Genomic DNA, 12,813 nt, shown 5'->3' with positions numbered 1-12,813 from the left:
ATGCCTCGACCGACGGGTGGCCGGGTTGCGCGCCGCCCCGCGATGTTGGAGGTGAACCGGTGGACGCACCACACCGGCGTCCGGGCGACCGGTCCGGACGGGCCCAAAAGAGCCCGCTGTCAGGCTTTTTCGGTGTGAGCTCGGTCGAGCGGCGCACGGGGTCGCGCAGGGCCGTCCGGCGGCTGGCGGCGGTGCTGTGCGGCGCGCTGGTCCTGGGCGGCGCCGCGTGCTCGTCCGAAACCGATAGCGGGCTGCCCACCACCGTGGCCCGCCCCGCGAATCCCACCATCGGTGCGATGGTCGCGTTGCCCGGCACGCTGGCGGCCGACTTCAAGGACCTCCAGCCGTCGCTGGGCGGTCACGCCGGGCTGGCGCTGATGCCGGTGGGCGGGGAGGGAATGACGTCGCTGGGCGACTGGACCACCGGACCGGCCTGGTCGACGATGAAGGTGCCGCTCACCCTCGCGGTGCTGCGCACCAACGGCAACACCGGCACCTATCAGATGTCGGCCGCCATCACCGAGTCCGACAACAGCGCCGCCGACGGGCTGTGGCAGTCCTTGGGCGGCGGCGACAGCGCGGCGCAGGCCGTGGAGGCGGTGCTGCGCGAGGGCGGCGACACCACCACGAAGGTGCCCGCGACCCGCACCCGCGCCGAGTACTCCGCGTTCGGCCAGGCCGACTGGTCGCTGGCCGACCAGGTGCGCTTCGCGTCGCGGCTGCCCTGCCTGCCCGACGCCGACACGGTGGTCGGTTTGATGGGCAAGGTGGTGTGGGGCCAGCAGTGGGGCATCGGCCGGCTCGACAACGCCCAGTACAAGGGCGGCTGGGGCCCCGACCAGGGCGGCGCCTACCTGGTGCGCCAGTTCGGGCTGGTGACCACGCCGAACGGTCAGCTCGCCGTCGCACTTGCGGCGCAGGCCAATTCGGGTGGCTTCGAGGACGGGACCCTGATCCTGAACAAGCTGTCGGCCCTGGTCGGCAAGCATCTGGGCGAGTTGCCCGCCGGTCAGTGCCGGGGCGCGCAATGACCCGCCCGGCGATGCCGTAACCGAGGCTTCACGGGGTCGGGGCTGCGCTACCGGGGCGCGCCCGGCAAGATAGCTGGCATGCGCATCGGAGTCTTGACCGGAGGCGGGGACTGCCCAGGCTTGAACGCGGTCATCCGGGCGGTCGTTCGCACTGCGAACGGCCGATACGGGGACGCGGTCGTCGGATTTCAGGACGGCTGGCGCGGGCTACTCGAGGATCGCAAGATCCAGATCCAGAACGACGACCGCACCGACCGGCTGCTCACCAAGGGCGGCACCATGCTCGGCACCGCGCGCACCAATCCCGACGTGCTGCGCGCCGGCCTCGGCCAGGTCAAACGGACGTTGGACAACAACGGCATCGAGGCGCTCATCCCGATCGGCGGCGAGGGCACGCTGACGGCCGCGAGCTGGCTGGCCGACGAGGGCGTGCCCGTGGTGGGCGTGCCCAAGACCATCGACAACGACATCGACTGCACCGACACCACCTTCGGTCACGACACGGCCGTCACCATCGCCACCGACGCCATCGACCGGCTGCACACCACCGCCGAATCGCACCAGCGCGTGATGCTGGTGGAGGTGATGGGCCGGCACGCCGGCTGGATCGCGATGAATTCCGGCATCGCCTCCGGCGCGCACCTCACCCTGGTTCCCGAGGTGCCCTTCGACGTCGACGAGGTGTGCACGATGATCAAACGCCGCTTCCAGCGCGGTGATTCGCACTTCATCTGCGTGGTAGCCGAGGGCGCCAAGCCCAAGGAGGGCTCCTTCCACCTGCGCGAGGGCGGCATCGACGAGTACGGCCACGAGCGGTTCACCGGCGTCGCGCATCAGCTCGGCGTCGAGATCGAGCGCCGCATCGGCAAGGAGGTCCGCACCACCGTGCTCGGGCACGTGCAGCGCGGCGGCAAGCCGACCGCGTTCGACCGGGTGCTGGCGACCAGGTTCGGCGTGCACGCCACCGAGGCCGTGCACGACGGGCAGTTCGGGCAGATGGTGGCGCTGCAGGGCACCCAGATCGAGCTGGTGCCGCTGTCGGAGGCGACCAAGCAGCTGAAGCTGGTGCCCGCCGACCGGCACGAGGAGGCCGCGGCGTTCTTCGGGTGACCCGGCCGGGCGGCGCGGAATTCACCGCAGCGGCAGCGACTTCCACCACTCCGCGAACTCGGGACCGGACAACCCGCGCGGCACCGACGGCCAGTAGTCGGCACTGCTGAACAGCAGGAAGTTCGACCGCTGCGCGTCGTCCTCGAACGAGGTCGTCACGTAATAGGTGGTGCGCGACTCGTTCTCGGGGGTGTTCCAGCGGTGGTTGGTGTACGACCGGCCGCCGTTCTGCTCCACCAGTTTTCGGTTCGCGGGCAGGCGCGCCAGCACGGTGTGCACGTCGGCCGGCGAGCCGTAGGACAGCAGCGCGTAGTCCGGCTGGGACTCGTCGCCGGCCCAGCAGTCCCAGGCGGCCACCCAGTTGCCCAGCTGCGGCTGGCCTTCGTTGTGCTGCATCAGCGGATTTCCCGCCTTGGTCGCGTAGCACATCTTGCCGCCGAACCCCATGCCGTTCCCGGTGCCGTCGTCGTTCGGCAGTTCGGGAGCCAGACCGGGGAACGCGGTGTGCATGGCGCGCAGGCCCTGGACCGGGTCGACGGCCCGTGCGGGTGTAGTGGATTCGAAGACGGCGCTCTCGTCGTCATCGTCGGAGGCGACGACACCGATGACAATGGCCAGCACCGCGACCAGCACGACGACCGCGAGGACGAGCAAACCCATCAGGCTCGACGACCGCTTCGGCGGATAGCCGGCCGGATGCGCCGGGAACCCCGGCGTCCCCGGAGCGGACGACGCGGCATAGGACGAATTCGCCGAGCCCGCAACTCCCGATGCCGGAGTGGACGTCCCCCCACCCGGTAGTGGCACGGCCGCAACAACCGGTGCCCCGGGCACAGGCGAACCCACCACCGAACCCGGCACGGGGGAAGCGAGCGGCGAGCCCGGCACAGGCGAAGCCACCGGTGAGCCAGGCACGGGCGGCGGGGCACCGATCGGGGCACCGGGCGAGCCGACGGCCGCATAGCCGTGCGGCGCAGGCATATTCGCCGCGGCCGGGTAGCGGCCCGTGGCCGGGCCCACCGGTGCGGGCGCGGTCAGGGCGTGCCGGGCGGCGGCGGCGAAATCGGCGCAGCTGGCGAATCTGTCGACGGGCCGCTTGGCCATGGCCTTGGCGATCACCACGTCCACGGCCGGCGACAGCCCCACCCGGCGGATGCTCGCGGGCGGCACCGGCAGTTGCAGGTGGCCGTGGATCACCTCGGACGGGTCGTCGGAATCGAACGGGCCGGTCCCGGTCAGCAGCCAGTACAGCGCGCAGGCCAGGGAGTACTGGTCCGAACCGTGGTCCAGTTCGGCTCCCGTCATCTGTTCGGGCGAGGCGTAGGCGAGGGTGGCGGTGAACATGCCGGTCTGGGTCAGGTGCTGGGAATCCTCCCGCAGCCGCGCGATGCCGAAGTCGGTGAGGTACACCCGCTCGCCCTTGCCGCCGCTGGAGCGGGCCAGCATGATGTTGGCCGGCTTCACATCCCGGTGCAGGACGCCGTTGCCGTGCGCGTAGTCCAGCGCGGCGGCGACGCCCTCGATGATCTGCACCGCGCGCTCCGGCGGCAGCGAATGCGGGTAGACCGTGGCCGCGTCCACCCCGTCGACGTACTGCATGCTGATCCACAGCTGCTCGTCCTCGACGCCGCGATCGTAGACGGCGACGATGTTCGGGTGGTCCAGCTGCGCGGCCAGGTCCGCCTCGCGCTCGAAGCGCGCGCGAATCTCGGCGTCGGCGAACAACTCCCGGTTCAGCAGCTTCAGGGCGGTGTGGCGTTGCAGGCGCGGATGCCGCGCGAGGTACACCGACCCCATCCCGCCCTGCCCGAGGAGCCGCTCGATGGTAAAGCCGGCGAACACGTCACCGCTGCTGAACACCTGCGTCGCCCCTTCCTGCGAGGTACAAGTCCGGGATCCTACCTGCCCGCTCAGCCGGGCGTGACCAGGCCGGATTCGTAGGCCAGCACCACCGCCTGGGCCCGGTCGCGCAGTTCCAGCTTCGAGAACACCTTGGACACATGGGTTTTCACGGTCTGCTCGGCGACGAACAGGGCCTCGGCGATCTCGGTGTTGGACATGCCCTTCGCGATCAGCTCGAGCACCTCGCGTTCGCGCGGGGTGAGCGCGTCCAGCGCGGGCGTGGGTTTGGGGCGGGCCCGGCGGCGAGTGACGTCGGCGATGAGCCGCCGGGTCACCGTGGGCGCCAGCAGCGCCTGGCCGTCGGCGACCACCCGCACCGCGCGCACCAGTTCCTCGGCGGGGGCGTCCTTGAGCAGAAAACCACTGGCGCCCAGGCTCAGTGCCTCGTAGACGTAGTCGTCGATGTCGAAGGTGGTCAGCATCAGTACCCGCACGGGCGGGTCGAAGTTGGCGGCCAGGATGGCGCGCGCGGCGTCCAGGCCGTTCATCTCCGGCATGCGCACGTCCATCAGCACCACGTCCGGGCGCAGCCGCTTGGCCTCGTCGACCGCGGCCTTGCCGTTCGCGGCGTCACCGATGACGCTGATGTCGGACTGGGCGGCGAGCAGGGCGCCGAAACCCTGCCGCACCATCGCCTGGTCGTCGGCGATCAACACGGTTATGGGCACGAGAGCGGACCTCAGCGGAATCGGGCGATCGCGGGTGCGCCGGAGTGGCCGGGCAGCGCGTCGATCGCCGGGAGGTAGGTGAGCATCGCAACGAGTCTCGCATGCGGCGGCCGGAACCGCCGCACCCGTACCGGGAGCACCGCGGCGATGCGACGGTCACTCGGCGGGCGTGGACGATTCGAGCTCGGGTGCGGCCGCGGCGCCGAACCGCGGCCCGTCGAGCGCGTCGCCGTCCACGGTGCACGGCAGCACCGCCCGCACCTCGAAACCGCCGTCCGGGCGGGGTCCGGCGGTCAGCACGCCGCCGATCGCCTCCGCGCGGGCTCGCATGCCCGCGATGCCGGTGCCGGGCGTGCCACTCGCGGACGTCGTCCCCGGCCCGTTCCCGATCACCACCTCCACCACACCGGGACGCGCGGTGACTGCGACCTGCACCGCTGCCCCGGCGGCGTGCCGGGAGGCGTTGGACAGCGACTCCTGCACGATCCGGTAGAGCGCCAGGCCCGCGGTGTCGGGGATGCCCGTCAGCTCGCCGTCGATCGTCCACTCGATCGAGACGCCCGCCCGCCGCGCGCCGTCGAGCACCGCGAGCACGTCCGCGGCCGCCGGCTGGGGCGCGTGCTCGGGCAGCTGGCCGTCGCTGCGCAGCACGCCGAGCATGCTGCGGATCTCGTTGAGCGCCTCGCGCGCGGAGGCGCCGATCGACTCGAATTCGGTTCGGGCCGCGGGTGATACGTCGGCCACCCGGTAGGGCGCCGTCTGTGCCTGCACCACCACCATCGACATGTGGTGGGCGACCACGTCGTGCAGATCGCGGGCGATGCGGGCCTTCTCCTCGAGGATCGCGCGGCGCGCGCGCTCGAGTTCGTTCTCCTCCTCCTGCCGCACCAGCGCCCGGCGCGAGAGCGTCAGCCAGCGTGCCATCAGGCCGAAGACGACCAGGCCGGTGATCGCGATCGGCCAGCCGAGCGCCGCGTCGCCGGTGCCCGCCATGGTGGTACCGAACAGCAGCGCCGAGCACAGCCACGTCACGCCCACGATCTGCATCGGCGCCCGCATCGCCACCGCGAACAGCAACGCGAACAGGGCCAGGATGTGCACAACCTGGAACGGCAGCGTGTTGTTCGGCTGGTGCGGGATGGCCAGCGAGATCACCAGCGCGGAACCCGCGGAGATCGCCCAGCCCAGGGGGGCGTTGACCCGGATCAGCGCGAACGGGAAGGCGGCCAGCCCGGCGATGAACGGCTGCGCGGCCACCGGCACCTGATGGGTCACGTGCAGCGTCGGCCACGCCACCGCGAAGAAGATTCCGGTGACCAGGGCGGTGAAGCCGTCGAAGGCGAGGCGCATCCGTTCGGGGTCGCGTGCCGTCCGTGTCGCAAGCCGCGCACCGCGCGTGATCCGAGCCATGCCTTAGACCCTAGAAATCCGCGCGACCTGCGTCGTCATACCCCCGGGTGAATTCGCACCCCCTACCCCGGTACGACGCCTCGCCGGCGCTCCCCCACCGCTGCGGCGGCGGAATCGATCCCCGGCGTGACGACGGGTGAGGGGGGTGTTCATAACCTTGGCTGTCATGAGCGATGCAACGCAGGACCACCCATCCCGCGTCGAGTCGATCGCCGGCTCACGTGAGTCGCGGGATGCGGACACGATGTCGGGGGTGTCGGAGAGCGGCCACGGGGCCGCCGCGACGCCGCACGACAGACCGGGACGGCTACGGCGGATGGTGGGTGCCGCGGGCGTGGTCGCGATGGTGGCAGGGTCGACCGTTGCCTTCGCCCCGGCGGCTGCCGCCGCCATCTCGCACGTGCCCGAGAGCGCGGCGGCGCGCACCGCGGTCGCGGAACTGACCGGTGACCGTCCGGCGGACGCGTCGATTCCCGCCGACTTCCAGGCCCGGCAGGGCTACCGCCCCGTAGTAGCGGACGGATTGCTGATCGATCCGAGCGGGGGCTGCTCCTCGCCGATCCCGCTGCCGCCGGACTTCGAGAACGCCTGCAAGGCCCACGATCTGGGCTACGACCTGCTCCGCTACGCCGACCGTGACCACCAGCCGCTCGGGCCGTGGGCCCGCCAAGCCGTCGACGCGGCCTTGGAGCAGCGCATGTACGCCGCGTGCGGCACCCACTCCGAGCCGCTGGACCGGACCCGGTGCGAGGTGCTGGCGAGTGTGGCCACCACCGCCGTGGACCTGAACTCGCGCCGCCAGAACTACGCCACGCCGGTCCCGGAGTACGTCTTCGGTACCGAACTGTCCGGTACGGATATCGGTCACCAGGTGGTTGCCCCAGCCGCCGGGGCGCTGGCCGCACTGCTCGCTCTGATCTTCGGGATCCGGCGCGCCCGACGCCGCGGCTTCGGCCCGGCCGCAGTGCTGCGCAGGAGGCCGCGGGTTGCCTGCTGACCGCGGACGGCGGCAGCGCCCGCGCCGGGTAGCACACCCGGCTCCGCTCTCTCGTGAGCGCGACCCGCTCGCGAGCACCGCATCCGCCTCGCACCGGCCCGGCCGGTGCGCTCATCCGCCGTCACCCGGCGCGCGGAACACCACTTCGACCACCGACGGGTGGCACGGCTTCTTCGACGTGCCCACCGGCCGCACGGCCCGCGTCGGCACGAATTCGATTACAGCACTGAGGATTCGCCATGTCTGCAACCCTTGCCGGACCAGAGGCCCGCCGGGGCCGCCTCGAGCTCCACCCGCCGACGAACGATCGGCCGCCCCGTCCGCGCTTCCGTCTCCGGAACCTCCGCACGCCGCCCCGCATCGGGACCTCGCTCGCCGTCACACTGGGCGCCGCGGCCTCGCTGTCCCCCGGACTTCTTCCCCGCACCGCCACGGCACAGGCGATTCTGACCGGATTGCTGGTGTCGCTCGCGCTCGCCGTCGCCGGTGTGCTGCGCGCGGTCACGCGGCGGCGAGGCTTCGACATCAACCGCGCGCTCGCCGGCGCCCGGACGCCCGTGGCCTTGGTCGGCACGCTGGTGGTGCTCGGCGCGATCGTGCGAGCCCAGCAGTGGCAGAACGAGTTACGCGCCGCGATGGGCGTTCCGGCCGTCGCCGCCGGACACTGGGTGCGCTGTGCGCTCGGCGCGGCGCTCCTCGCCGCGATCCTGGTCGGGACGGTCCGCGGGTTGCGGTGGGTCTTCCGCCGCCTGGGCCGGACGCGCACGGTCGGTATCGCCGTGGTGGCCGCGCTGGCCGCGCAGTTCGTGCTGCTGCCCGCCGTCGTGGACTGGCGGCGCGCGGCCGACGCCGCCGCCAACGCGACCGTGGATCCGGCCTTGGTGCAACCGGTGTCGATCACCCGCTCCGGCAGCACCGAATCGGCGGTCGGCTGGGGCTCGCTCGGTGCCGAGGGGCGCAAGTTCGTCGCCGGTCCGGCGTCGCGGGCGGTGCGGCTGTACGTCGGGCTGAATTCCGCGCCGGATCTGGATTCCCGTGTCGCGCTGGCGATTCGGGAGCTGGAGCGCTCCGGCGGACTGAACCGCTCGCACCTCGTCGTGACGGTGCCGACCGGCTCCGGCTGGATCGACGCCCGCGCCGCCGAGGGGCTGGAGGAACGTTTCGCCGGTGACGTCGCGCTGGTCGGACTCCAGTACTCCGAGGCGCCGAGCTGGGCGACCTTCGTCTTCGGCCGCCGGGCCGCCGAACAGTCCGCGCGCGCCTTGTTCACCGCCGTCGAACAGCGCCTCGCGACGCTGGCGCACAAGCCCCGGCTCTACGTCTACGGCCAGAGCCTGGGCGCCACCGCCGGCAGCGCCATCTTCGCCGACGAGACCGAGCAGCGGAGCCGGGTCTGCGCCGCGCTCTGGGCGGGACCGCCGGCCGGGCGGGTGCACCGCGCCGGCGCCACCGTGCTCGCCAATTCCTCCGATCCGGTGGTGCACTGGTCGCCCGAACTGCTCTGGCGCGCACCGGATCTCACCGGCACCCGGACGGACGCCCCACGCCCGCACTGGCTTCCGGTGCTCGGCTTCGTGCAGACCACCGCCGATCTGCTGACGGCACTGAGTCCGCCCCCGGGCCACGGCCACCGCTACGGTGCCGACCAAGGCACCGCGCTGGGCGACTGCTGAGCGCAGGGCCCGCGCAGGCCGATATGCACAGCGCATATTATGTGTATCGCGCACATCGTCGGCTCGGGCAAGGGTGCCTGTGCTATACCGGTCCTCGCAGGTCGGCAGCGCGAACAGGCGGAAGGACGGCATGGACAAGCCCACGGACCTGGTCGAATTCGAGACCATGCTGCTCGGCCGGTACACCCTCAATCCGCGCTATCGCCGCGACAGCACTCACCTGGACCGCAGCGCCTACCTGCTGCTGAGCCGCCTGTCCATTGACGGACCGATGTCCATCGGGCAGCTCAGCGACGCCTTCCGCCTGGACGCCTCGACGCTGAACCGCCAGACCGCCGCCCTGGTCCGGAGCGGACTGGTCGAGCGCATCCCCGACCCGCAGGGCGGCATGGCCCGCAAGTTCCGCGTCACCGACAGCGGGGAAAGCAAACTGGCGGCCGAGCGCCGGGCCAACGTGGAGGGCCTGGGCCGGGTACTGGCGGACTGGTCGGCCGACGACGTGGCCGCCTTCGCCGCCTACCTCCAGCGCTTCAACACCGACATCGAGCGCCTCGACGGACGGCCCTGGCCGCGCCCCGAGTCGTAATCACAAGGGCCGCAAGCTGGTTCCGGCGGAGCTACCCAACGCTTCCGGCGGCGCCACTGACGCTTCCCTCGGCACGGCCCAACGCTTTTCTCACCGCCGGGCCGCCGATGTTCCCGAAGGCGAGCGCGCCTTTAGGCGCTACCCGACGTGGAGCCGGGTAGCGCTTGCGGCGTGTGTCAGGTGAGGGGCCCGCGGGCGGCCTCGTAGGCCGCGCCGACGCGGTAGAGGCGGTCGTCGGCGAGGGCGGGGGCCATGATCTGCAGGCCGACCGGCATGCCGTCGTCGCGGCTCAGGCCCGAGGGCACCGACATGCCGCAGTAGCCGGCCAGGTTGGTCGGCAGCGTGCACAGGTCCGACAGGTACATCGCAAGCGGGTCGTCGACCTTCTCGCCCAGCTTCCACGCGGTGAACGGGCTGGTCGGCGACACCAGCACGTCGACCTGCTCGTAGGCCTTGTCGAAGTCCTGGGCGATGAGGGTGCGCACCTTGAGCGCCTGGCCGTAGTAGGCGTCGTAGTAACCGGCCGACAGCGCGTAGGTGCCGATCATGATGCGGCGCTTGACCTCCGGGCCGAAACCGGCCTCGCGGGTCGCGGCCATCACCTGCTCGGCGCTGTGCGCGCCGTCGTCGTCGACACGCAGGCCGTAGCGCATGGCGTCGAAGCGGGCCAGGTTCGAGGAGACCTCGCTGGGCAGGATCAGGTAGTAGGCGGGCAGCGCGTACTCGAAGTGCGGGCACGACACCTCGACCACCTCGGCGCCGAGATCCTTCAACACCGCCACGGCCGCGTCGAAGGAGGCGAGCACGCCCGGCTGGTAGCTGTCGGAGTGCAGTTCGCGCACCACGCCGACCTTCACGCCTTGCAGATCACCTTGCGCGCCTTGACGTGCGGCCGCGACCACCGGCGGCACGGGGGCGTTGCGAGAGGTGGAGTCCTTCGGGTCGTAGCCCGCGATCACCTCGTGCAGCAGCGCGGTGTCGATCACGGTGCGACCACACGGACCACCCTGGTCCAGCGACGAGGCGCAGGCCACCAACCCGTACCGCGACACCGTGCCGTAGGTCGGCTTGGTGCCGACGGTGCCGGTCATCGAGGCGGGCTGGCGGATCGAGCCGCCGGTGTCGGTGCCGATGGACAGCGGCGCCTCGAAGGCGGCCAGCGCCGTCGCCGACCCGCCGCCGGAGCCGCCCGGGATCCGCTGCGGATCCCACGGGTTCAGGGTGGGGCCGTAGGCGGAGTTCTCCGTCGACGAACCCATCGCGAACTCGTCCATGTTGGTCTTGCCGAGGATGGGGATCCCGGCCTCGCGCAGCTTGGCGGTCACCGTCGCGTCGTACGGCGGGACCCAGCCCTCCAGGATCTTGGAGCCGCACGTGGTCGGCATGTCGGTGGTGGTGAAAACATCCTTGAGCGCCAACGGAACTCCTGCCAGCGCGGAGGCCACCGTGCCCGCGGCGATCGCGCGGTCCACCTCGGCGGCGGTCGCCAGCGCCTGCTCGCCCGCCACGTGCAGGAAGGCGTTGAGTTCGCCGTCCACCTCGCCGATGCGCCGCAGGTGCGCCTCGGTGACCTCGACCGAGGACACCTCGCGGCCGTGGATCTTCTCCGCCAGCTCGGCCGCGGACAGCTTGGTCAGGTCGCTCATTCGCCCTCTCCCAGAATCTGCGGGACCATGAACCGCTGCTCCTCGACCGCGGGCGCGCCGGACAGCGCCTGCTCCGGGGTGAGGCCGGGCACGACGACGTCCGGGCGCGTGACGTTGGTGGTCGGATTCGGCGACGCGGTGGCCGGCACGTCGGCGGCGACTTCCGCGATGACCTGCACGTGGCTCAGGATCGAATCGAGCTGACCGGCGTACCGGTCGAGCTCCTCGTCGGTCAGGGCGAGCCGGGACAACCGGGCGAGGTGTGCGACCTCGTCGCGGGAGATGGCGGGCACCGCGGGACCCCTTTCGGCAGGTTCGAGCTAGCTCCCCGCGCGGGCGCGCGGAGACGACTGAATACCAAGGTTGTAGCCTGTCGGCGAAGACAAAGCCTATCCGACCGGCCTCCCGGCGACCCGCGCGGGAGCACCGCGCAGCCGGCGGTGGGCGCCCGCGCCCCTACCTTCGCGCTACCGCTGGCACCGACGCTCCCGCCGTCCGACAATGGAGTGGCATACGTCACTCCGCGGACTTCGAGTCGGTGGCCGAGACCCGCGAGTGTAAGTATTGCGAGGCGGGGGTATCCGTCCGAAAGTCTCGGTCGCACAGGAAAGGAAGGAACGCACGTGTCATTCCTGCTTCGCGTGCAACTTCCGGATCGCCCAGGAAGTCTCGGTTCACTCGCTCTCGCGCTGGGCTCCGTCGGCGGCGACATCCTCTCGCTGGATGTGGTCGAACGCGGCGCCGGTTACGCGATCGACGATCTGGTGGTGGAGGTTCCCTCGGGCGCGCTGCCCGACACCTTGATCACCGCGGCCGAGTCCCTGGCCGATGTGCGGGTCGACTCGCTACGTCCGTACTCCGGCATCCTCGACACTCATCGGGAACTGGAACTGATCGACCAGGTGGCCAGCGCCCGGGACGACCGGCTGCAGGTCCTCGTCGACGGTGTGCCCCGGGTGTTACGGGTGGGCTGGAGCACCGTGATCGATATGGGCCCGCAGGGCGCCTACCGGGTGGTGGGCAGCCAGAGCGCGCCGGAGACGCAGGCGGTGACGGTCCCGTGGATGCCGCTGGAGAAGCCCGCGGCGCTCGACGGCGAGGCCGCCTGGGTGCCGCAGATCTGGAAGGACATGGACACCAAGCTGGCCGCGGCCCCGCTGGGCAACACCGGCAAGGTGCTGCTGCTCGGCCGTCCGGGCGGCCCGGAATTCCGGCCGTCGGAGGTGGCGCGGCTGGGCTACCTCACCGGGATAATCGCCACGGTGCTGGGCTGATTCGAGTACTCACACCGCTAGTCGCATGACCGTCAGCGGTAGTCCGCTGGCGGTCTGCCAATCACGTTCGGGCACACCGGCGAAGCCCAGCCGCTCGTAGATGCGACGCGCCTCGGGCATGGACGGCATGGTGGTGAGCACCACCGCGGACAGTCCCTCGGCGCGCGCGGTGTCGATGACCCGGTGCACCAGTGCGGTACCGACACCCGCGCCGCGCGCCCGCTTGGCGACCGCGAGCATCCGGAATTCCAGTTCGCCCGGGCGGGCGATGTCGGCGTACTCGGTCCCGTAGCGGGCGATGGTGAGCGAGCCGAGCACCTCGCCGTCGCGCACGGCCACCAGCACGTCGGCTGCCGCCGAGCGGGTCGCGGTGTCGAACAGCTCTGCGACGTAAGGGCTTTCGGCGTCGACGTGCCCCTCACCGACATAGACCTCGACGGTCAGGGCGCCCACGGTCGCGAACTCCTCGGTCCGCGCCTTCCGGACCTCGACGCCGGAATACACCATCACACAACA

Annotated in this window: 12 protein-coding genes; 6 read left to right on the top strand and 6 right to left on the bottom strand. The window is 71.4% G+C overall.

Annotated features, from left to right (window positions below; genetic code table 11):
* Positions 1-134 precede the first annotated feature (134 nt).
* Positions 135-1,031 (top strand): serine hydrolase, encoded by an 897-nt coding sequence (locus tag IU476_RS19495; RefSeq protein WP_324194139.1) that lies wholly within the window; start codon positions 135-137, stop codon positions 1,029-1,031.
* A 78-nt stretch (positions 1,032-1,109) separates the two neighbouring features.
* Complete coding sequence (locus IU476_RS19490) at positions 1,110-2,141, top strand: ATP-dependent 6-phosphofructokinase (protein WP_195102120.1); 1,032 nt, start codon at positions 1,110-1,112, stop codon at positions 2,139-2,141.
* Positions 2,142-2,162: 21 nt separating this feature from the next.
* Here the strand turns inward: IU476_RS19490 and IU476_RS19485 are convergent, their stop codons facing one another.
* From IU476_RS19485 to IU476_RS19475, 3 genes are all read right to left on the bottom strand, one after another.
* Positions 2,163-4,001: a serine/threonine-protein kinase gene (locus IU476_RS19485; RefSeq protein WP_195102118.1), complete on the bottom strand. Its 1,839-nt coding sequence runs from the start codon at positions 3,999-4,001 to the stop codon at positions 2,163-2,165.
* Between the two features lie 50 nt (positions 4,002-4,051).
* Complete coding sequence (locus IU476_RS19480; RefSeq protein WP_195102117.1) at positions 4,052-4,711, bottom strand: response regulator; 660 nt, start codon at positions 4,709-4,711, stop codon at positions 4,052-4,054.
* A 156-nt stretch (positions 4,712-4,867) separates the two neighbouring features.
* A complete protein-coding gene (locus IU476_RS19475; RefSeq protein WP_324194138.1) occupies positions 4,868-6,121 on the bottom strand; it encodes a sensor histidine kinase in 1,254 nt (417 codons plus the stop codon).
* A 166-nt stretch (positions 6,122-6,287) separates the two neighbouring features.
* Between IU476_RS19475 and IU476_RS19470 the strand changes: the two genes are divergently transcribed.
* The 3 genes from IU476_RS19470 (at position 6,288) to IU476_RS19460 (ending at position 9,377) form a co-directional block, all read left to right on the top strand.
* Positions 6,288-7,118, top strand: a complete 831-nt coding sequence (locus IU476_RS19470; RefSeq protein WP_195102116.1) for a phospholipase A2 family protein — start codon at positions 6,288-6,290, stop codon at positions 7,116-7,118.
* 239 nt (positions 7,119-7,357) lie between these two features.
* Positions 7,358-8,791, top strand: a complete 1,434-nt coding sequence (locus IU476_RS19465; RefSeq protein WP_195102115.1) for an alpha/beta-hydrolase family protein — start codon at positions 7,358-7,360, stop codon at positions 8,789-8,791.
* Between the two features lie 130 nt (positions 8,792-8,921).
* Positions 8,922-9,377, top strand: a complete 456-nt coding sequence (locus tag IU476_RS19460) for a MarR family winged helix-turn-helix transcriptional regulator (RefSeq protein WP_195102114.1) — start codon at positions 8,922-8,924, stop codon at positions 9,375-9,377.
* Positions 9,378-9,553: 176 nt separating this feature from the next.
* On the opposite strand, the gene gatA is transcribed toward IU476_RS19460, so the two are convergent.
* On the bottom strand, positions 9,554-11,023 hold the full coding sequence (gene gatA / locus IU476_RS19455; RefSeq protein ID WP_195102113.1) for an Asp-tRNA(Asn)/Glu-tRNA(Gln) amidotransferase subunit GatA: 1,470 nt from the start codon (positions 11,021-11,023) through the stop codon (positions 9,554-9,556).
* Positions 11,020-11,316 (bottom strand): Asp-tRNA(Asn)/Glu-tRNA(Gln) amidotransferase subunit GatC, encoded by a 297-nt coding sequence (gatC, locus tag IU476_RS19450; protein WP_195102112.1) that lies wholly within the window; start codon positions 11,314-11,316, stop codon positions 11,020-11,022. Before gatC ends, gatA begins: the two co-directional genes overlap by 4 nt.
* A gap of 330 nt (positions 11,317-11,646) precedes the next feature.
* On the opposite strand from gatC, the gene IU476_RS19445 reads away from it, so the two are divergent.
* Positions 11,647-12,297: an ACT domain-containing protein gene (locus IU476_RS19445; RefSeq protein WP_195102111.1), complete on the top strand. Its 651-nt coding sequence runs from the start codon at positions 11,647-11,649 to the stop codon at positions 12,295-12,297.
* 9 nt (positions 12,298-12,306) lie between these two features.
* Here the strand turns inward: IU476_RS19445 and IU476_RS19440 are convergent, their stop codons facing one another.
* Positions 12,307-12,804 carry a GNAT family N-acetyltransferase gene (locus IU476_RS19440; protein WP_195102109.1) on the bottom strand — a complete coding sequence of 166 codons (498 nt, stop codon included), beginning with the start codon at positions 12,802-12,804 and terminating at the stop codon, positions 12,307-12,309.
* Positions 12,805-12,813: the final 9 nt, after the last annotated feature.

It is taken from the genome of Nocardia blacklockiae (genome assembly GCF_015477355.1).
Taxonomy (GTDB): Bacteria; Actinomycetota; Actinomycetes; order Mycobacteriales; family Mycobacteriaceae; genus Nocardia; species Nocardia blacklockiae.
This window is presented reverse-complemented; position numbering and strand designations above follow the sequence as displayed.